The 22,059-nt window shown below is 38.0% G+C and carries 18 protein-coding genes and 1 other RNA gene; 17 read left to right on the plus strand and 2 right to left on the minus strand.

The genetic code is table 11. The features are described 5' to 3' along the window. The first annotated feature begins 1 nt into the window (after position 1). From queA to P3U61_RS05670, 13 genes are all read left to right on the plus strand, one after another. Positions 2 to 1,027, plus strand: coding sequence for a tRNA preQ1(34) S-adenosylmethionine ribosyltransferase-isomerase QueA (gene queA, locus P3U61_RS05610; RefSeq protein ID WP_037542836.1), 1,026 nt, complete (start codon positions 2 to 4; stop codon positions 1,025 to 1,027). Positions 1,028 to 1,044: 17 nt separating this feature from the next. Further along, complete coding sequence (gene tgt, locus P3U61_RS05615) at positions 1,045 to 2,184, plus strand: tRNA guanosine(34) transglycosylase Tgt (RefSeq protein ID WP_014613722.1); 1,140 nt, start codon at positions 1,045 to 1,047, stop codon at positions 2,182 to 2,184. A 16-nt stretch (positions 2,185 to 2,200) separates the two neighbouring features. Then, complete coding sequence (gene yajC / locus P3U61_RS05620; protein WP_014613723.1) at positions 2,201 to 2,464, plus strand: preprotein translocase subunit YajC; 264 nt, start codon at positions 2,201 to 2,203, stop codon at positions 2,462 to 2,464. A gap of 141 nt (positions 2,465 to 2,605) precedes the next feature. Next, on the plus strand, positions 2,606 to 4,885 hold the full coding sequence (gene secDF / locus P3U61_RS05625; RefSeq protein ID WP_014613724.1) for a protein translocase subunit SecDF: 2,280 nt from the start codon (positions 2,606 to 2,608) through the stop codon (positions 4,883 to 4,885). A gap of 116 nt (positions 4,886 to 5,001) precedes the next feature. After that, a complete protein-coding gene (recJ, locus tag P3U61_RS05630) occupies positions 5,002 to 7,287 on the plus strand; it encodes a single-stranded-DNA-specific exonuclease RecJ (RefSeq protein ID WP_037544195.1) in 2,286 nt (761 codons plus the stop codon). A gap of 11 nt (positions 7,288 to 7,298) precedes the next feature. Next, positions 7,299 to 7,817 carry an adenine phosphoribosyltransferase gene (locus tag P3U61_RS05635; protein WP_014613726.1) on the plus strand — a complete coding sequence of 173 codons (519 nt, stop codon included), beginning with the start codon at positions 7,299 to 7,301 and terminating at the stop codon, positions 7,815 to 7,817. Positions 7,818 to 8,173: 356 nt separating this feature from the next. Further along, positions 8,174 to 10,363 carry a RelA/SpoT family protein gene (locus tag P3U61_RS05640; protein WP_014613727.1) on the plus strand — a complete coding sequence of 730 codons (2,190 nt, stop codon included), beginning with the start codon at positions 8,174 to 8,176 and terminating at the stop codon, positions 10,361 to 10,363. A 12-nt stretch (positions 10,364 to 10,375) separates the two neighbouring features. Beyond that, entirely contained in the window at positions 10,376 to 10,828 is a 453-nt protein-coding gene (gene dtd, locus P3U61_RS05645; RefSeq protein WP_014613728.1) for a D-aminoacyl-tRNA deacylase, read from the plus strand. Next, positions 10,825 to 11,700 carry an N-acetylmuramoyl-L-alanine amidase family protein gene (locus tag P3U61_RS05650; RefSeq protein ID WP_014613729.1) on the plus strand — a complete coding sequence of 292 codons (876 nt, stop codon included), beginning with the start codon at positions 10,825 to 10,827 and terminating at the stop codon, positions 11,698 to 11,700. Before dtd ends, P3U61_RS05650 begins: the two co-directional genes overlap by 4 nt. Positions 11,701 to 12,061: 361 nt before the next feature. Beyond that, positions 12,062 to 13,333, plus strand: coding sequence for a histidine--tRNA ligase (gene hisS / locus P3U61_RS05655; RefSeq protein ID WP_014613730.1), 1,272 nt, complete (start codon positions 12,062 to 12,064; stop codon positions 13,331 to 13,333). Further along, positions 13,333 to 15,099 (plus strand): aspartate--tRNA ligase, encoded by a 1,767-nt coding sequence (gene aspS / locus P3U61_RS05660; RefSeq protein WP_063284411.1) that lies wholly within the window; start codon positions 13,333 to 13,335, stop codon positions 15,097 to 15,099. Before hisS ends, aspS begins: the two co-directional genes overlap by 1 nt. A 70-nt stretch (positions 15,100 to 15,169) precedes the next feature. After that, a non-coding RNA gene (ssrS, locus tag P3U61_RS05665) (6S RNA) lies at positions 15,170 to 15,362 on the plus strand. A gap of 82 nt (positions 15,363 to 15,444) precedes the next feature. Further along, a complete protein-coding gene (locus P3U61_RS05670) occupies positions 15,445 to 16,212 on the plus strand; it encodes a tRNA threonylcarbamoyladenosine dehydratase (RefSeq protein ID WP_014613732.1) in 768 nt (255 codons plus the stop codon). A gap of 67 nt (positions 16,213 to 16,279) precedes the next feature. Here the strand turns inward: P3U61_RS05670 and P3U61_RS05675 are convergent, their stop codons facing one another. Continuing rightward, entirely contained in the window at positions 16,280 to 17,551 is a 1,272-nt protein-coding gene (locus tag P3U61_RS05675; RefSeq protein ID WP_014613733.1) for a replication-associated recombination protein A, read from the minus strand. Between the two features lie 109 nt (positions 17,552 to 17,660). On the opposite strand from P3U61_RS05675, the gene cymR reads away from it, so the two are divergent. From cymR to P3U61_RS05690, 3 genes are all read left to right on the plus strand, one after another. Continuing rightward, positions 17,661 to 18,080, plus strand: a complete 420-nt coding sequence (cymR, locus tag P3U61_RS05680; RefSeq protein WP_014613734.1) for a cysteine metabolism transcriptional regulator CymR — start codon at positions 17,661 to 17,663, stop codon at positions 18,078 to 18,080. A 40-nt stretch (positions 18,081 to 18,120) separates the two neighbouring features. After that, a complete protein-coding gene (locus tag P3U61_RS05685; protein WP_020219746.1) occupies positions 18,121 to 18,951 on the plus strand; it encodes an aldo/keto reductase in 831 nt (276 codons plus the stop codon). A 67-nt stretch (positions 18,952 to 19,018) separates the two neighbouring features. Then, positions 19,019 to 19,204 (plus strand): CsbD family protein, encoded by a 186-nt coding sequence (locus P3U61_RS05690; protein ID WP_014613736.1) that lies wholly within the window; start codon positions 19,019 to 19,021, stop codon positions 19,202 to 19,204. A 464-nt stretch (positions 19,205 to 19,668) separates the two neighbouring features. Here the strand turns inward: P3U61_RS05690 and P3U61_RS05695 are convergent, their stop codons facing one another. Beyond that, the gene (locus tag P3U61_RS05695) at positions 19,669 to 20,685 is read right to left on the minus strand and encodes an LLM class flavin-dependent oxidoreductase (protein ID WP_310464138.1); all 1,017 of its coding nucleotides are present in this window, start codon (positions 20,683 to 20,685) and stop codon (positions 19,669 to 19,671) included. Between the two features lie 208 nt (positions 20,686 to 20,893). On the opposite strand from P3U61_RS05695, the gene P3U61_RS05700 reads away from it, so the two are divergent. Then, on the plus strand, positions 20,894 to 22,039 hold the full coding sequence (locus tag P3U61_RS05700) for a cysteine desulfurase family protein (protein WP_014613738.1): 1,146 nt from the start codon (positions 20,894 to 20,896) through the stop codon (positions 22,037 to 22,039). Positions 22,040 to 22,059: the final 20 nt, after the last annotated feature.

Here is a 22,059-nt window from a genome sequence, read left to right on the forward strand (position 1 = left end):
TTTGAACATAGAAGAATTTGATTATGTATTACCTGAATCACTCATCGCTCAAACTCCGCTTAAACAGCGAGATCAAAGTCGTTTATTATATTTGAACCGCGACACAGGCGAGACTGAGGATTTACATTTCAAGGATATCACCCGTTTTTTCCAACCTGGAGATACGTTAGTGCTCAATGACACGCGCGTGATGCCAGCACGTTTGTTTGGGATAAAAGAAGAAACGAACGCCAAAGTAGAAATGTTAATGCTGACACAAATTGAAGGTGACGATTGGGAAGTCCTTTTAAAACCGGCGAAGCGAATTAAGCTTGGACAAACGTTAAGCTTTGGTGAAGGTAAGATTAAAGCAACTTGTATTAAAGAGTTGGATCAAGGCGGGCGTATCATGCGTTTGAGTTATGAAGGCATTTTGCAAGAAAGACTAGATGAACTCGGTGAAATGCCATTACCGCCATATATTAAAGAACGTTTAGATGAAAAAGAACGCTATCAGACGGTTTACGCTAAAGCAGCAGGTTCAGCAGCCGCACCGACAGCAGGACTACATTTTACAGATGCTTTATTGGACGACATCCGACGTCAAGGTGTTCAAATTGCATTTATTACACTGCATGTCGGTTTAGGCACATTTAGACCTGTCAGTGTTGACCATATTGATGACCACGAAATGCATAGTGAATATTATCAAATGTCACAAGAAACTGCCGATATTTTAAATCAAACGAAAGCGGCAGGACATCGAATTATTTCGGTAGGAACGACGTCCACACGTACACTTGAAACGATTCGCAGTCAGTTTGATACATTCCAAGCAACGAGTGGTTGGACCAATATTTTTATTTATCCTGGATTTGAATTTAAGGCAATTGACGGTTTAATTACAAACTTTCATTTACCGAAATCAACATTGGTGATGCTTGTGTCAGCATTTAGTTCACGTCAATTTGTGTTATCAGCGTATCACCATGCAGTTGCTGAAAAGTATCGATTTTTTAGTTTCGGTGACGCGATGATTATTATTTAGTTTGAGAGGAGAATATGATGCCTGCAGTAACATATGAGCATATAAAAACTTGTAAACAATCGGGTGCACGTTTAGGAATTGTGCACACGCCTCATGGTTCTTTTGAAACACCGATGTTTATGCCAGTAGGAACGAAAGCAACGGTGAAAACAATGAGCCCTGAAGAATTAAAACAAATGAACACTAAAATTTTGCTTGGTAATACGTATCATTTATGGTTGCAACCTGGCAATGATATCGTGAAACAAGCTGGAGGATTACACAAGTTCATGAACTGGGATGGACCGATTTTAACAGATTCAGGCGGCTTCCAAGTATTCAGTTTAAGTAACTTGCGGAAAATCACAGAAGAAGGTGTAGAATTTCGACATCATACAAATGGTTCGAAATTATTTCTCTCACCTGAAGATTCTATTAAAATCCAAAACGACTTAGGCTCTGATATTATTATGGCATTTGATGAATGTCCACCGATGCCTGCTGAATACGATTATGTGAAAAACTCATTAGAGCGTACAACACGATGGGCGGAGCGTTGTTTAGCAGCGCACCAACGTCCTGAAGATCAAGCGCTATTTGGCATTATTCAAGGTGGTGAATATAAAGATTTACGTCAACAGTCTGCCGAAGAACTTGTGAAACTTGATTTTCCTGGTTACGCGATTGGTGGATTGTCAGTTGGCGAACCGAAACCTGTCATGTACGAAATGGTAGAACATACGGAGCAGTTTATGCCGAAAGATAAACCACGTTATTTAATGGGTGTGGGTTCACCAGATGCCTTGATTGAATGTAGTATTCGTGGTATGGATATGTTTGACTGTGTGTTGCCTACACGTATCGCACGTAATGGGACTTGTATGACATCAACAGGGCGCCTCGTCGTAAAAAATGCACAATTTAAAGATGATTTCCGTCCTTTAGATGAGAATTGTGATTGTTATACGTGTCAAAACTATACGCGTGCATACTTACGACACTTGATTAAAGCAGATGAAACATTTGGTATTCGTCTTACTACTTACCATAATCTTCATTTTCTGTTAAAATTAATGGAGAACATTAGACAGGCTATTCGAGAAGACCGTCTTTTAGATTTTAAAGAGGAATTTTTCGAACAATACGGTCTGAATGTTGATAATCCGAAAAATTTCTAGATAGGAGTTATGATTTATGTCTTCACTTATTAGTTTATTGCCATTAGTCTTACTGTTTGTAGTGATGTGGTTATTTATGATTCGTCCACAACAAAAACGTGCGAAAGAGCATCGCCAAATGGTTGAACAATTACAAGCAGGTCAACGTGTGACTACAATCGGCGGCATCAAAGGTACAGTTCGTGCAGTAGATGAAACATCAGCGGTTATTACTGTAAACGGTAAAGGTACAGAATTGACTTTTGAAAAGCAAGCCATTAAGCAAGTTGACCCTTCATAAACATTGATTGTATCCGTAAGTTTGCATACAATAAAGGACATGGCTTAACACCATGTCTTTTTTATTGGTTGCTCAAAATGACTTGCACTAAACGGAATAATTCAAGTATGCTTGTGACATAAGATTAAATGAGGTGTTCATGTGAAAAAAGTAAGTAGACTGATTACCTTTATATTACTTGTAGTACTCTTGTTTGCGGGCATGAGTGCGACATATAAAAGTGTAATCAAAAATGTTAACTTAGGACTTGACCTTCAAGGTGGATTTGAAGTGTTGTACCAAGTTAATCCCCTTGGAGATGGTGAAAAAATTGATAACACTGCAGTACAATCGACAGCTAAAACGTTAGAACGTCGTGTCAATGTTCTCGGGGTATCAGAACCTAAAATTCAAGTTGAAGATCAAAACCGAATCCGCGTTCAGCTGGCAGGGGTACAAGACCAAAACCAAGCGCGTAAAATTTTGTCTTCACAAGCGAACTTAACGATTCGTGATGCAGATGACAAAGTTTTATTAACAGGTAAAGATCTTGTGCAAGGTTCAGCTAAGCAAGAGTTTAAACAAAATACGAATCAACCCGCTGTGACTTTCAAATTAAAAGACAGTGATAAGTTTAAAAAAGTGACAGAAGAAATTTCTAAAAAACAAGAAAATGTGATGGTCGTTTGGTTAGATTTCGAAAAAGGCGACAGTTATGAAAAAGAAAAAACGAAAGAAGATCCTAAATTTATTTCTGCCGCTTCTGTAAACCAACCGATCAATTCGACTAACGTTGAAATTTCTGGTGGGTTCCAAGGTGAAAAAGGTATTTCTGAAGCGAAACAAATTGCTGACTTATTAAATTCAGGTTCACTTCCTGTAGAATTAAAAGAAATTTACTCAACATCAGTAGGTGCGCAATTTGGACAAGATGCTTTAGATAAAACAATTAATGCATCTATGATTGGTATCGGCATTATTTTCTTATTTATGCTACTATTCTATCGCTTACCAGGTATTGTAGCTGTGATTACGTTAACGACGTACATTTACTTAACTATGGTTGCATTTAACTTTATTTCTGGTGTGCTGACATTACCAGGCTTAGCCGCACTCGTTCTTGGTGTCGGGATGGCCGTCGATGCAAACATCATTATGTACGAACGGATTAAAGACGAAATTCGTATCGGTCGCACATTAAAGCAAGCGTATAAGAAAGCGAATAAAAGTTCGTTTATTACAATTCTCGATGCCAACTTAACTACTGTATTAGCGGCAGCGGTACTTTTCTTCTTTGGTGAAAGTTCAGTCAAAGGTTTCGCGACGATGTTATTACTTGCGATTCTGATGAGTTTCGTAACAGCGGTATTTTTAACACGTGTTTTATTATCACTCGTGGTACATTCTAATGTCTTTAAGAAAAAATTATGGTGGTTTGGTGTTAAACAATCACAAATTCATGATATTAACAAAGGTTATGATGTGCATGAATTAAGCACGCCTTATGATAAAGTAGATTTCATGAAATGGGCAAAACCGTTATTTGCATTGAGTGGCGTCGTGATTGTAGCAGGTGTCATCATTCTTGCGATATTCAAGTTGAATTTAGGGATTGATTTTACATCAGGTACACGTGTTGACTTACAAAGTAACCAAAAATTGACACAAGCACAAGTTGAAAAAACGATGGAATCGATTGATCTTAAACCAAATCAACTATCTATCGGTGGTAGCAATAATGAAAATGCTTCAATGCAATTTAAACGTGACTTGAATAAAGATGAAGTCGCAAAAGTAACAGATACATTGAAATCGCAATATGGTAAAGAACCGTCAGTCAATACGGTTTCACCAGTCATTGGACAAGAATTAGCGAAAAATGCGATGTTAGCCGTAATTATTGCTTCAATCGGCATGATCATTTACATTTCGTTACGTTTCGAATGGCGTATGGGTATTGCCTCTATCATATCCTTGTTACATGATGCATTTATGATTATTGCGGTCTTCAGTTTGTTCAGACTAGAGGTTGACATTACGTTTATTGCAGCGGTACTGACGATTATCGGTTATTCGATCAATGATACGATTGTAACGTTTGACCGTGTACGTGAGATGTTATCGAAAATAAAAGTCATTACGAAAGAGGACCAAATTGACTACATTGTTAATAGTTCTATTCGCCAAACATTGACGCGTTCCATTAATACAGTGTTGACAGTAGTCATCGTGGTTATCGCCTTACTCGTGTTAGGTGCGTCAAGTATTTTCAACTTCTCACTCGCGCTATTAATCGGACTATTGTCTGGTGTATATTCTTCAATCATTATTGCCGTACCACTATGGGGCATGTTGAAGAAACGCGAATTACGTAAATCACCTCATCATAAACTTGTCGTGTATAAACGTAAACGTACGAATGAAGAAAAAGTATTAGTATAGATTTCACACATTTTACAAAGAGGGGTTAAGACTGATCAGATGTCTTAGCCTCTCGTTCTTTTTATTCTGATGAATTTTCGATATAATACTGTGTGGAGAAAGTGGCGGTGAATGATATGATAAAATCTAAATTTCAATGGCAAACCGATACAAATCGTCAATCGATGGACGACGTATTGGTTGAACAATATAAATTAACCCCTTTGATGCGCTATATTTTAGAAAGTAAAGGCTATACTGAGGCAACACAACTCGCACAAGTACTATCAGCTTCTAAAGACAATATGCATAATCCAAGTTTGATGAGTGACATGGATAAAGCCGTCAAACGTATACATACAGCGATTCAAAATCAAGAAAAAATTTTAGTGTACGGGGATTATGACGCAGATGGTGTGACGTCTACAACGATTATGGTCAAGACACTCCAGCAACTTGGAGCAATTGTTGGTTGGTATATTCCTAACCGTTTTACTGAAGGCTACGGCCCGAGTGAGCCTGCGTTCAAAAATGCGTATGATGAAGGGGTTTCTCTCATCATTACGGTAGATAATGGCATACAAGGTCATACAGAAATTGAAATGGTTCAAAATTTAGGTGTGGATGTCATTGTAACTGATCACCATGAAATAGGTGATACATTACCAGCGGCGTATGCGATTGTTCACCCGATGCATCCAGATTATGACTATCCATTTATTAGCTTGTGTGGTGCCGGTGTAGCATTGAAATTAGCTCAAAGTTTGCTCGGGGATGTTCCGAATATATTTTGGGTTTATGCCATGATAGGTACCATTGCGGATCTTGTTTCTTTAACAGATGAAAATCGCTTTATTGTTCAACATGGTTTGCAATTATTGAATGAAAGTCCACCCGTTTCAATTGCGGCTATCCTCAATCAAGCGCAATTTAATGATACAGTGACTGAAGAAACGATCGGCTTTATCATTGGACCGAGGTTAAATGCTGTAGGACGGTTAGACGATGCGGCACTTGCGGCAGAATTGCTCATGACAGATGATGCAGAAGAAGCACTCTTTTTAGCTGAGCAAGTCGAACATTTCAATGTTGAACGGAAAGATATTGTACAAACGATTGTTGATGAAGCTATGGTCATGGCTGAAGATGCAATCCAAGCAGGCGAACACTTTTTAGTTCTCGCAAAAGAAGACTGGCATGAAGGCGTCCTGGGAATTGTTGCCTCAAGAATTGTGGAAACCTTCCATTTACCAACAATGGTATTAAATATTGACCACGAACAACAACATGCAAAAGGTTCTTCTCGTAGTATTACGCAAGTGTCAATGTTTGAAGCATTATCATCACAACAAACATTAATTTCAAAATTTGGTGGACACCATATGGCGGCAGGTTTAACTTTACCTATCGACCAAGTTTCTGCATTGCGTGAAGGATTAAACGATTGGATGCGCACGCACATTGATACGACCGCGTTACAACCGATTCAAAAAGTGGACGTCACTATAGATGTTGGTCACATTACAGTGGAACAAATTCAATCCATTGAGCGTTTACGACCGTTTGGGACAGATTTTAAACGACCGATTATTCAAGTTAACGGTCTGACTGTGTTACAAAGTAAAGGTATTGGACAACAACAAGCGCACTTAAAGATGACCTTTGTCGAACAAAACTTACAAGCATTATTTTGGAATCAAGGTGCGTTATCAAGTGAGTTAATGCCTAACCAACATGTTGATGTCACAGGCGAACTTCAGATTAATGAATGGAATGGCAATCGTACGGCACAAATGGTTTTAACAGATATGAAAAGTAATGAACGTCAAATTTTAGATTATCGTAGTAAAAATAAACGTTTGCCAGTATTTGAGGATGATCAACATGTTTGTTATTTAATCCATCCGAATCAAGACAAAACATCAGCGCATGAATATTACTACGGTGAAAACATACCACAGCAGTATGACAAATGTGTGATGCGTGACTTACCTTTAACGATGGAGGATATTAAGTTATCTTGTCATTATTTAAATACATCTCAAGTGTATTTAGTGTTTCAACATGACCGTTCGATTTATTTTGAAGGATTACCACAGCCTGCAGATTTTAAAAATTGTTATAAAGCATTGTATCAAAAAGGACAAACCGATTTACAAAAAGACGGGGTGGCTTTAAGTCAATTTATTAACGTTAAACCGATGATGCTCAAATTTATTTTAAAAGTTTTCCTTGATCTTGGAATCATTTCTCAAAAAAATGGTATAATCGAGATTGTGCATTCAACAGATAAACAACCCATCACCTCTAGCCGTGTTTATCAAGCGCGTGTACAGCGGATTGAGGTAGAGAAGCAGTTACTTTATGAAGAATTTGGCGCCATTAAGTCTTGGATAGAAAATGAATTGGCACGGAATGAATGAGGAGGATTTTAATGGACTTAAAACAATATGTATCAGAAGTAAAAGATTGGCCAAAAGCAGGGGTTAATTTTAAAGATATTACGACAATTATGGATAACGGTGAAGCATACGGATATGCCACAGATCAAATCGTTAAGTTTGCGAAAGAAAAAAATGTAGATATCGTCGTTGGACCAGAAGCTCGTGGTTTTATTATCGGTTGTCCAGTGGCCTATGCGATGGGGATTGGATTCGCACCTGTACGTAAAGAAGGGAAATTACCACGTGAAGTCATTCGCTATGAATATGATTTAGAGTACGGTAGTAATGTATTAACGATGCATGCAGATGCGATTAAACCTGGTCAACGTGTCTTAATTACAGACGATTTATTGGCGACAGGTGGCACAATCGAAGCGGCGATCAATCTCGTTGAAAAACAAGGTGGTATCGTTGCGGGTATTGCATTTATTATTGAGCTTACGTATTTAAATGGTATGGAGAAAATTAAAGATTATGATGTAATGTGCTTAATTAAATATGACGAATAATTGTTAATATGTTCAAACAACTTCATGCAGTGATGTCTGGAGTTGTTTTTATTTATCAAGAAAAGGATAAGTATGTGAGGTATATACGAGTATCTTGACTTGAATGATATTGTGTTGTTCTTTATCACTTCTCATATCGAACTTTGGTGTCATTTTTCCTTTTATCGTTCGCAGACTCTTGGCACAAAACAGGGCTTTTTCGTTATAAATGATATATTTTGATGGCTTTCTGTACGGAAAATGAAAGATATTTTATAAATTACGGACTTTCTCTGAATAATGCGTTATGATTCGGTTCAATTATTTCAAATCATGTAGTATGATAGTATTATTATTGATAACGTGGGGGTGACCATATGAATAACGAATATCCATATAGTGTTGACGAAGTTTTACATAAAGCGAAACAATATTTAGATAAAGAGCAGTATGAATACGTGCTTAAAAGTTATCATATCGCTTATAAGGCACACGAAGGACAATTTCGTAAAAACGGTTTACCATATATTATGCACCCCATCCAAGTCGCAGGTATCCTAACAGAAATGCATCTTGATGGGCCTACGATTGTTGCTGGTTTTTTACATGATGTGATTGAAGACACGCCATATACTTTTGATGATGTCGCGGAAATGTTTAATGTAGAAATTGCAACGATTGTAGATGGCGTAACCAAATTGAAAAAGGTGAAGTACCGTTCTAAAGAAGAGCAACAAGCTGAAAATCATAGAAAATTATTTATTGCCATCGCTAAAGACGTGCGTGTCATTTTAGTGAAATTGGCAGACCGTTTACATAATATGCGAACATTGCGTGCGATGCCACGTGAGAAACAAATTCGCATTTCTAAAGAGACGTTAGAGATTTATGCGCCATTAGCACATCGTTTAGGGATTAATACAATTAAATGGGAACTTGAAGACATTGCTTTAAGGTATATTGACAATGTACAGTATTTCAGAATCGTTAATCTCATGAAGAAAAAGCGGAGTGAGCGTGAGGCGTATATTGAAAATGCGATTGAAAATATCCGCAAAGAAATGGATATTATGGATATTGCTGGTGATATTAATGGCCGTCCGAAACATATTTATAGTATTTATCGCAAAATGATGAAGCAAAAAAAGCAATTCGATCAAATTTTTGATTTACTTGCTGTCCGCGTCATCGTCCATTCGATTAAAGATTGTTATGCTGTTTTAGGCCTGGTACATACTCTATGGAAACCGATGCCAGGGCGTTTTAAAGATTATATTGCGATGCCAAAGCAAAATATGTATCAATCTCTGCATACGACTGTAGTAGGCCCTAATGGAGATCCCCTTGAAATTCAAATTCGTACTTTTGAGATGCACGAAATTGCAGAACATGGTGTTGCGGCACACTGGGCTTATAAAGAAGGCAAGCAAGTTGATAAAGACAACGAAAACTATAATAAAAAGTTAAACTGGTTAAAAGATATTGCAGAAACGGATCATACGTCCTCAGATGCCCAAGAATTTATCGAGTCGATGAAGTTCGATTTACAAAGTGATAAAGTGTATGCTTTTACGCCGGCAAGTGATGTCATCGAGTTACCTTATGGTGCAGTACCTATTGATTTTGCGTATGCCATTCATAGTGAAGTGGGAAATAAAATGATTGGTGCCAAAGTTAACGGAAAAATTGTACCGATTGATTATGTACTCCAAACTGGGGACATTGTTGAAATTCGTACGAGTAAACATTCGTATGGCCCAAGTCGAGATTGGTTAAAAATTGTCCGTTCTTCAAGTGCGAAAAGTAAGATAAAAAGTTTCTTCAAAAAGCAAGACCGCTCGTCCAATATTGAAAAAGGGAAGTTTATGGTCGAAGCAGAATTGAAAGAACAAGGATTTAGACCAGAAGAGTTATTAACTGAAAAAAATATTAAGATTGTGAATGATAAATACAATTTCGCTAATGAAGACGATTTATATGCTTCAGTTGGATTTGGTGGTGTGACAGCACTACAAATTGTAAATAAACTGTCTGAGCGCTTACGCATTGAACATAAACAAAAAGCATTGAATCAAGCGCAAGAAGTGACAAAAGCTGCACCGATTAAAGATTCGATTACGACAGATTCAGGCGTCTATGTAGAAGGACTAGATAATGTGCTTATTAAATTATCAAAATGCTGTAATCCGATTCCTGGTGACCGAATTGTCGGCTATATTACGAAAGGTCATGGCATTAAAGTTCATCGTACAGATTGCCCGAATATTAAAAACGAAAATGAACGTTTAATCGATGTAGAATGGGTGAAATCTAAAGATGCTTCACAAAAATATCAAGTTGATTTAGAAGTGACTGCATATGATCGCAATGGCTTACTCAATGAGGTACTTCAAGCAGTGAACAGTACTTCAAGTCAATTGATAAAAGTCGCAGGAAAATCGGACGTCGATAGAAATGCTGTTATTAATTTAAGTATTATGGTAAAAAATGTACATGAAGTTTATAAAGTTGCAGATAAAATTAAACAACTCGGGGATATTTACACAGTGACGCGAGTTTGGAATTAGGAGTGCATAAGGATGAAAATCGTTGTACAAAGAGTTCAATCTGCAAGTGTGAAAAATCATCAAATAGAGCGCACAATACAACAAGGATTTTGTCTACTCGTCGGTATTGGTGAAGGGGACACTCAAGCAGATGCGAAAGTTTTAGCGAAAAAAATTGCGAACTCTCGAATTTTTGAAGATGAGAACGAAAAACTTAATTTAAATATTCAACAAATCAATGGCGAGATTTTATCTATTTCGCAATTTACATTGTATGCGGATGTGAGAAAAGGAAATCGCCCAGGTTTTACACAAGCGATGGCACCTGATCAAGCAAATGAACTGTATGAGTATTTTAATGACCAGCTACGTGCATTTCAAATTCCAGTTGAGACAGGTGAATTTGGAACAGATATGCTTGTCAGTATACAAAATGATGGTCCTGTAACGATTATTTATGAGAGTGTAGATGGCAAAGTCGTATGAAAAAGGTTGATCAGTGGTTAAAACAAAAACGCATCCATCCGCAACGTTTTTATGGCGCGTGCTTCACGATTGCATTAGTGGGCATTCTTGTCGTGTCATATTTTGTGTTGAGGCATAGTGATGATGATCATATCAATTTAATCGAGGACGCGGAAATACGAACAGGTCCAAACGCAGCGTATCCAGTACTGTATCAAGTGCATAAAGGCGATGAATTTCTTCAAATTGGTAAGCAAGGTAAATGGATTGAAGTCCGTTCAGCTAATGGCAAGCAAAAGGGATGGATTGCGGGATGGCATACGAATCTCGACATACCCGCAGATGTCAATCCACATGCGAATCCATTGAGAGATAAAACGATTGTCCTTGATCCAGGTCATGGGGGTAGCGATCAAGGTGCTTCGAGTCGACAAGGTGACAAAACTTTAGAAAAAGATATCACATTGAAAACAGGGTTAGAACTGAAATCGTTGCTTGAAAAGAAGGGCGCAAAAGTGAAAATGACGCGTTCAACGGATGAATATGTTAAATTAAAAGACCGTAATCTTAAAGGTGATGTTTTTATTAGTATTCATAATGATGCTCTAGAAACACCGAATGCCAATGGTGCGACTGTCTATTGGTTTCATGAGCAACAAGAAGGTCTCGCGCAAACATTAAATGCAAGCATACAAAAGAAAGCAATGTTATCGAATAGAGGCACGAGACAAGAAAATTATCAAGTGTTACGACAAACAGAAATGCCTGCAGTGTTACTTGAACTGGGTTATATTAGTAACCCGACTGACACCGTGATGATGAAAGACAAAAATCATCGTCAAATCGTTGAACAAGCGATTGTCGACGGGTTAGAAAGTTATTTTTTAAGTTAATGTCTTGAAACTAATTGAAAAAACAGGTATGATTAACAATGAATTTTATATTTAACACCGTTTGTATTCTTGAATGAACTAAGCAACCAACGATGTCAGAAGAGAGTCTATCCAATGGCTGAAAGATAGACCGTCGTGCTTAGTGAGATGAACACAAGGAAAGGTACTTTATGAAAGTAAGGTCGTGTCGCTCGCGTTAAGAGCCTAGAGTGAAGAACAGTCTCTATTTGATTGTTCTTAATTAGGGTGGCAACACGGCATAATAAAGTACGTCCCTTGTATGTTTAGTGCATACAGGGGGCATTTTTTTATTCGCACAAATGGCTGAAGTTAAGAATAGAGATGAAAAGGAGCGATAAAGATGATTCACATTCCACGTGGGACACAAGATATTTTACCTGAAGAAACGACAAAGTGGCGCTATATCGAAAACCAATTGCACAAATTGATGGAAGTTTATAATTATCAAGAAATCAGAACGCCTATTTTTGAAAGTACCGATTTATTTGCGCGCGGTGTGGGGGACTCTACCGATGTTGTACAAAAGGAAATGTACACGTTCAAAGATAAAGGTGATCGTAGTATTACGTTACGTCCTGAGGGAACAGCTGCGGTCGTACGTAGCTATATTGAAAATAAAATGCAAGGCTTACCGAACCAGCCGGTGAAATTGTATTATAATGGTCCAATGTTTCGCTATGAAAGAAAACAAAAGGGGCGTTACCGTCAATTTAATCAATTTGGCGTAGAAGCGATTGGTGCTGAAAACCCAAGTATGGATGCAGAAGTGCTAGCTATGGTCATGCACATTTATCAATCATTCGGTTTGAAAAAATTAAAATTAGTGATCAATAGTGTAGGGGATGCAGAGTCACGCGTGGATTATCAAAATGCATTACGTGAACATTTCCAACCAGTGATTCACAATTATTGTAAGGACTGTCAACAACGTATCAAAACGAATCCTATGCGTATTTTAGATTGTAAAGTGGATCGTCATCAGCCTGAAATTCAAACAGCTCCGTCAATTACTGACTTTTTAAATGATTACTCCAAAGATTATTTCGAAGCGGTCAAATCACACTTAGATCGTCTAGGTGTGCCTTATGAAGTGGATCCCAAATTAGTAAGAGGTTTGGATTACTACACGCACACTGCATTTGAATTGATGATGGATAATGAAGCCTATGATGGTGCGATTACGACTTTATGTGGTGGTGGCCGTTACAATGGCTTGCTTGAATTGTTAGATGGACCAAGCGAAACGGGTATCGGTTTTGCGTTAAGTATTGAAAGATTATTATTAGCACTAGAAGAAGAAGGGATTGAATTCCCACAAATGCAGCACATTGATTTGTTTGTAGCAACGATGGGAGAAAAAGCAGATGATTTCGCAGTAACACTTCTTAATCGCCTCAGACACGCTGGCATTTCAGTAGATAAAGATTATTTATCTCGCAAGTTAAAAGGTCAAATGAAACAAGCAGATCGATTGAATGCAACGTATACGATTGTGATTGGAGATCAAGAACTTGAAGCCGGGGAAGTCGCTGTGAAACATATGGCGACAGGTGAATCACAAACGATGAAATTTGAAGAAATAGAAAGTTATATTCATGGAGGTAAAGAATAATGGCAAAGCGCACGACATACTGTGGTTCAGTGACAGAAGAATTATTAGGACAAGAAATTACGTTGAAAGGGTGGGTGCATAATCGTCGTGATTTAGGTGGCCTTATCTTTGTAGACGTAAGAGATAGAGAAGGTTATGTACAAGTCGTATTCAACCCAGACTTTTCAAAAGAAGCGCTTGAAGTCGCTGAACGAATCCGCTCTGAATATGTCGTTGAAATTACAGGGACAGTTACAAAAAGAGACGATGAAACAATCAATCCTAAAATTAAAACAGGACAAGTGGAAGTTCAAGCGAAATCTATTGAAATTATTAATCAATCTGAAACACCACCGTTTTCAATCAATGAAGAAAATTTAAATGTTGATGAAAATATCCGTTTAAAATATCGTTACCTCGATTTACGTCGTGAAAAATTAGCGCAAACTTTTAAGATGCGTCACCAAATCACACGTTCAATCCGTCAATTTTTAGACGGCGATGGTTTCTATGATGTTGAAACGCCTGTATTAACAAAATCTACGCCAGAGGGTGCGCGTGACTATCTCGTGCCTTCACGTGTACATGACGGTGAATTTTATGCGTTACCACAATCACCACAATTGTTTAAACAACTGTTAATGATCAGTGGTTTTGATAAATATTACCAAATCGTCAAATGTTTCCGTGATGAAGACTTACGTGCTGACCGCCAACCTGAATTTACGCAAATCGATATTGAGATGAGCTTTGTTGAGCAAGAAGACGTGATGCAATTAGGTGAGGCGATGGTGAAAAACGTGCTAGCGGATGTAAAAGGCATTGAGATGACTGATGCCTTCCCACGCATGACGTATACTGAAGCAATGTCACGCTATGGTACAGATAAACCTGATACACGTTTTGGTATGGAGTTGTTAGACGTCTCAGAATTAGGTCAAATTATGGACTTCAAAGTATTCAAAGGTGCAGTGGAAAGTGGTGGTCAAGTGAAAGCGCTCGTTGTTGAAAATGCTGCAGCTGACTATACACGTAAAGATATTGACGGTTTAACAGAATTTGTAAATATTTATGGTGCCAAAGGTTTAGCATGGGTGAAAGTAGTAGAAGATGGTTTAAACGGTCCAATCGCTCGTTTCTTTGAAGACGCTCATGTTACGAAATTACAAGCATTAACAGGCGCTAAAGCAGGAGACTTAGTCTTATTTGTTGCTGATTCTAAAGATGTCGTTGCCCAAAGTTTAGGTGCATTGCGTAATAAACTTGGAAAAGAACGTGGACTCATTGACCCAGAACAATATAATTTCTTATGGGTGACAGATTGGCCATTACTTGAATACGATGAAGAAGCACGTCGTTACGTTGCAGCACACCATCCATTCACATCACCTAAAGTAGAAGATATTGATTTATTAGAAACAGCACCTGAACAAGCGCAAGCCCAAGCTTATGACCTTGTATTAAATGGTTTCGAATTAGGTGGTGGATCGATTCGTATTCATGATGGTGAACTTCAACAACGTATGTTTAAAGCATTAGGATTCTCTGATGAAGCAGCGCAAGAACAATTCGGTTTCTTATTAGATGCGTTTAAATATGGTGCGCCTCCACATGGCGGTATCGCTCTAGGTTTAGACCGTTTCGTCATGATTTTAAGTGGCCGTACAAACCTACGTGATACGATTGCGTTCCCTAAAACAGCATCTGCGACAGATTTAATGACAGATGCACCGAGTCCGGTATCAGAAAGACAATTAGACGAATTATCATTACGTATCAAACATTAATTTAAATACACAGTGTGCAAACTTTTTTCTTGAATAATCATTAAATTGTGATATGATTAATTCATAAGATAGTCATCTGTAGTGTTCGTAAGTTCGCTTTATGTATTTTGACCTAACACTCTTTGATCAGGGAGCCCAATGGGTTTTCTTGCAGCGCACACGCCTCTTTAGGAGGACGTGCAAAACAAGAAACAGGGCACCCACCTGTATATAGCAGGCCAAAATGATCAAGCACTTTACAACTACGGCATAACGGATCTATCGGTACGCAAGGCTTCGTGTCTTGCGTATTTTTTATGTGCTTATTTAAAATGGTATGTGAATTTGTAATTAAAGGAGTTTAATATGAAACATCAATTTTCTCGTAACGAACTGGCAATCGGACAAGAAGGGCTCAACAAATTAAAACAAACAACAGTCGCTGTATTAGGTGTCGGTGGGGTAGGTTCTTTTGCTGCAGAAGCTTTAGCGCGTACGAACATAGGGCATATTATTTTAATAGATAAAGATGATGTAGATATTACAAATGTAAACCGTCAATTGCATGCGTTAACGACAACAGTAGGACAAAGTAAAGTGAGTTTGATGGAAGAACGTATTCGCTTAATTAACCCTGATTGTAAAGTGACCCCATTACATATGTTTTACACGGAAGAAACGTACGAACAACTTTTTGAAGATTATGATATCGATTATGTTGTTGATGCGAGTGATACTATTATTTATAAAGTGCACTTAATGGAACAATGTTTAGCGCGGGACATTCAAATCATTTCTAGTATGGGTGCAGCGAACAAAACAGATCCAACACAATTTGAAATTGCTGACATTTCAAAAACACATACGGATCCTATCGCGCGTATCATTCGAAATAAATTAAAGCAAAAAGGGATTAAAAAGGGGGTTCCAGTTGTATTTTCAGGTGAAAGCCCAATTGTGATTCGTGAGGATGTGAAAGCGGTAGTTGGGGATGCGCAAGGTAAAAACCGTAAAGCACAAATGCCGCCATCATCCAATGCTTATGTGCCAAGTGTCGTCGGTTTAATTTGTGCAAGTTATGTATGTAATAACATTTTGAAAGACATCAACGTACAACGTATTAAAGATAAATAAATTGGAAATATTAACAGGAGCTCAGATATCATTACGTCAGAGCTCCTGTTAATATTGAAATTCACTTTTACAATTCGTTTTGCTGCTGTCGAATATTGTCGTATATTTGTTTAAACTGTTGCTCTGACTTCGACGTCTCTTTAGGCGTGTAATACTGCCTGTTTTTTAATAATTCTGGCAAATATTGTTGTGCAACGAAGCCGTTTGGATGGTTGTGTGGATATTGATAGCCGACTGCACGCCCTAAAGCCTTAGCGCCTTGGTAATGGCCATCTTTTAAATAATCCGGCACTTGACCGATATGCCCTTTACGAATATCACTTAACGCGGCATCAATAGAACGAATTGCTGAATTAGATTTTGGTGATAAACATAGTTCAATAACTGCTTGGCTAAGCGGGATACGTGCTTCTGGAAACCCTAACCTTTCAGCGGATTCGATTGCAGCTAATGTCCGTTGACCGGCACCTGGAGAAGCTAAACCGATATCTTCATAACTGATCACAAGCAGCCTTCTCGCAATTGTAGGAAGGTCTCCTGCTTGTATGAGACGTCCTAAATAGTGAAGTGCCGCATCGACATCGCTCCCACGAATAGACTTTTGAAAGGCACTCATCACGTCATAATGCATATCCCCATCTTTATCACTTAAAAACGCCCCACGCTGTAAACAATCTTCCGCGTCTTGTAATGTGATGTGCGGGGGTTGATTGTTTGCACTTAATACAGCTAACTCCAAAGCATTCAAAGCACTCCGCACGTCACCTTGGCTTTGTGTTGCAAAATATTCAAACGCATCATCGTCAATGGAAGCATCGAATTGCTTTAGGCCTCTTTCTTCATCTTCCAATGCATGGTTTAAAGCGACTTTAATATCATCTTTATCGAGCGGAAATAATTCAAAAATTTGAGCTCTTGAACGAATCGCTGGGTTAATTGCATGATATGGATTGGAAGTTGTTGCACCGATAAGGACAATCTTCCCGTTTTCTAAATGAGGTAATAAAAAATCCTGTTTCGCTTTATCTAATCTATGAATTTCATCCAGTAATAAAATGACTTGTCCTGACATTTTCGCTTCATCGACAATCATTTGCATATCCTTTTTCGTGTTCGTTACAGCGTTCAATTGTCTAAACTTGAAAGCAGTACTGCCTGCAATTGCTTGAGCAATACTTGTTTTTCCGATGCCTGGAGGACCGTAAAATATCATAGATGACAACCTTTTCGCATTGACCATACGACGAATGATCCCTGTTTCTCCAACGAGATGTTGTTGTCCAATGACTTCATCAATATTCCGTGGACGCATTCTAGAAGCGAGTGGTTCAGTCAACATCGTTTTCCCTCCATTGTTATTAGTTTTGTACTCTTATATACAATGGTATTATATTAATATAAAAAATGCTAAAATAAAAATAAATCGGATGATGTAAGGTGAGGTAAAAATGAAAATATCCACTAAAGGAAGATATGGTTTAACATTAATGATCGCTCTAGCCAAACGACACGGAACTGGTTGTGTGTCATTGAAAACGATCGCAGAAGAAAATGGTTTAAGTGATCTCTATTTAGAACAACTCGTAGGCCCACTTAGAAATGCAGGTCTCATTAGAAGTGTGAGAGGTGCAAAAGGTGGGTATGAATTAAAGATGTCAGCGACTGAAATTACTGCGGGTGATATTATCCGCTTACTTGAAGGCCCATTGACTATCGTAGAACGTATGGAATCTGAACCGCCTGGACAACAACAATTATGGTTACGTATGCGCAATGCGGTGAGAGAGGTACTTGATCAAACGACATTACAATCACTCGCAGACTATCAGGATAAAGATGCTTTAGAAGGCTACATGTTTTATATTTAATCTCATTAGGTGCAATTTGCTAGAATTTAAGGAGGGTATTATGGAACAGTTTACTTTGAAAGATGGACAATTTATCGATCAATTAGGCTTCGGCACGTATAAATTAAATGGAACAAAAGGTGCGCATGCGATGACGGATGCCCTGAATTTGGGTTATCGTTTATTAGACACCGCATATAATTATGAAAATGAAGGTGCTGTTGGTAGAGCGATTCAACAGAGTCACGTGCAGCGAGACGACATTTGGGTCACTTCAAAATTACCTGGACGTTACCAAAGTGAAGCGCATGTTTATGAAACGATTCAAGAATCATTATATCGTCTCGGTTTAGATTATCTTGATTTATACTTAATTCATTGGCCTAATCCGAAACAAGGTAAATTTGTAGAAGCATGGAAAGCAATGATCGCAGCACAAAAATCTGGATTAGTCAGACATATCGGTGTTTGTAATTTCCTACCTGAACATATCGAGCAACTTGAAAAAGAAACAGGTGTGTTACCAGCAATTAACCAAATTGAGCTACATCCTTATTTTAACCAAAAAGAGATGATTGCCTATCATGAAGAGAAAGGCATTTTGACACAAGCGTGGAGCCCATTAGGTCGAGACAATGGTGTGATGGAAGAACCTGCATTAAAACAACTTTCATCTAAATATGACAAAACAGTCGCTCAAGTCATTTTAAGATGGCATATTCAAAATGGTGTCATGCCGATACCGAAAGCAACATCATCAAAACGCCAACTTGAGAACTTTGACATTTTCGACTTTCATATCACAGATGAAGATTTACAAGCGATTGACCAATTGACTCGTGCTGATGGTCGACGCAAGAACCAAGATCCTGCTGTTTACGAAGAATTTTAATAAGATGTTTAGGCCTATATAAAATGTGGAATAAGTATATTGAAATATTCATAAGGAGGCATTATAAATGGCAAATCAAGAGAATAAATTCGAACAAGCTAAAGGAAACTTCAAAGAAACAGTTGGTAATGTAACAGATAACCAATCATTAGAAAATGAAGGTAAGCAAGATAAAGCTTCTGGTAAAGCTAAAGAAGTCGTTGAAAATGTAAAAGACAAAGCACAAGACATGATTGATAAGTTTAAGAAATAATTTTTAGTTAAAAATCATGATGAAAGAATAAGTGTAATGGATAAAAAAACAAGGTAAAGAATATTTAAACAAAGCAAAAGACGCTTATGATAAGTATCAAAATAGTCAACAAAGTGACGCCAAAGATATTAAAGATGGCGGTAGTTTAGTTGATAAAGCGAAAGATGCTTTGGATAAATTTACTGGCGGTAATAAATAATCAGATTGATAATAGCGGTTGTAGGTATGTGCCTGCAGCCGTTTTTTATATTTTGGGGTGTTTATTGAAACACAAGATTGAACATGTGAAGTTCAAGGAATGTACCTTTTTTCACAACTGATTCGGCACTGAGATGAGGTATGACGCTCTATGATTTCGTTTATTAGGCAAAATAAACTTGCCAACGCTTCTCATCAAACATGAAACGTTGGCAACTTCAATGGCGTGTACTAAAATAGATGATTCCTGTGAATATCGTGACGCTTTATTGCTTTTGATTACGTTCGTCAATCAATGCTTTAAAGTAGCGATATGAGCGGTGTTGCAAGTCGGTGTCATAAATATAACTGATGGCCATAATCTCATCAATCCACCCGTGTTTTTGTAAAAAGGCGTCTAATTGTTGATTGACTGATGCTTTATTGCCAATCAGTGAATGCTGTAAACGTGCTTCAGCCATTGCGATTTCTCTCGGTGACAACAGTTGACTCAAATCTTCAGTAGGTGGCTGCATTTTATTCATTCTACCTCTTAATATACTTGCAAAGATTTGCGATTGGGTTGTAGCCAAATACTGCGCTTCTTCATCAGTGTCTGCCATAATGACATTTAAACAAACGATAATATACGGCGCTTGTAAATATTCGGATGGTTCAAAGAGATCTTTATAAATTGCAATGGCTTCTTGCATTTGCTGTGGTGCGAAATGACCTGCAAAAACATAAGGTAATCCTTTTCTAGCAGCTAAATGTGCAGAGTCCGTTGAAGAGCCGAGAATATAAATCGGTACGTTTTTGTCAACTGCAGGAATGGCTTTGACATAGCCTTGTATCGTATCAGGACCAAAATATTGCAGTAACTGTTGCACTTCATCAGGAAATTGATACACCCCTTGATGTTGATCACGACGGAGCGCACTTGCGGTTGCTATGTCTGTCCCAGGTGCACGTCCTAATCCTAGGTCTACACGATCTCCATATAACGTGTTTAACGTACCAAATTGTTCAGCTACGACAAGCGGGGCATGATTCGGTAACATAATACCTCCAGAGCCAATTCTCATTTCGTTCGTATGGTGTAATGCATGTTGAATAAGCAATGCAGTTGCTGAACTTACAAGGTTTGGTGCGTTGTGATGTTCTGCAATCCATAATCGCTCGTATTGATTTTGTTCTAAATGCTGAGCGAGTGCTACCATTTGTGAGATTGCTTCTTTTTCGTTATTTCCTTCTCTAATCGGAACAAGATTTAATGCTGAGTATTTCATTGATTTTGGCATCATAATACACTCCTTTTTATAGCGCTAGTATAACATTAGTTTCATCATCAACTCACAAAAACTGCCTTTTGGCATACATTGAATTCTGAAGGTGTAAAGATTACAATAGAAATGACTATAACCGTAAAAAACACGTAATCACTGTACTAGAATTTTTAGAAAGCAAGTGCTAAAATAGGAGCATTGATTATAAGAAAGGGCTGACGTAATGATGGGTGTTTATGCAGATTATGCGGCAACAACCCCGGTAAAACCTGAAGTTGCTGAAAAAATGATGGCTGTCTATCAAACACATTTTGGTAATCCTTCTTCAATACATTCTCAAGGACGAGATGCGAGAAGATTACTAGATGAATCAAGAAGAACGGTCGCACAATATTTGAATGCGAAACCGAATGAAGTAATTTTTACAAGTGGGGCAACCGAGTCTAACAACACTGTCATTAAAGGTATTGCTTATGCAAATGAGGCAAAAGGGAAGCATCTCATTACGACAAAGATTGAACATCACTCTGTACTGCACGTTTTCGAATACCTCGAGCAACAAGGATTTGAAGTGACCTATTTAGACGTTGATGCTGGAGGAATCATTGATTTAGAACAGTTAAAGCAAAGTATACGTGAAGATACGACGCTCGTGTCAATCATGTTCGTAAATAATGAAGTCGGTACAGTTCAGCATGTGTATGACATTCAAGATGTATTAGCAGACCATGACGTTTACTTTCATATGGATGCCGTTCAAGCAGTTGGTCATTTGCCTATCGATGTGGAGGATTTAGCTGTTGATGCTTTAAGTATGACGGCGCACAAATTCGGTGGTCCTAAAGGCATCGGCGTTCTTTATGTTAAAACGGGCACACGCATCACATATCCGCAATTAGGTGGCGAACAAGAAACGAAACGTCGTGCTGGAACTGAAAACGTACCTCAAATTGTAGGACTTGCGACTGCGTTAACTTTAGCTGAAGCTTCACGCGATGATAATAACGTGCATTTGACACGATTAAAAGAACAATTGATTGTCGGTTTACAACAACGTTCGATTCCTTTTGAATACAATGGTTCAATGATTGATACGACAAATCATATTATTAATTTGCATTTCCCATTTGTTGATGTAGAAACATTGTTAACGTTACTCGATTTAGCAGGCGTATATGTGTCATCAGGATCCGCTTGTACGGCTGGTTCAACGATTCCTTCCCATGTTTTGTTAGCGATGTATGGTGAACAATCATCACGTGTGGATCATTCGATTCGGATTAGTTTAAATGAACAAGTCACTGAAGCAGATATTAGAGAAATTGTCATTGAAATACAGAAAATATATTTAAAATTTAAGGAGGAACAATAGTGACCAATCAAAACACACGT

The organism is Staphylococcus pseudintermedius (assembly GCF_034042775.1).
Classification (GTDB): domain Bacteria; phylum Bacillota; class Bacilli; order Staphylococcales; family Staphylococcaceae; genus Staphylococcus; species Staphylococcus pseudintermedius.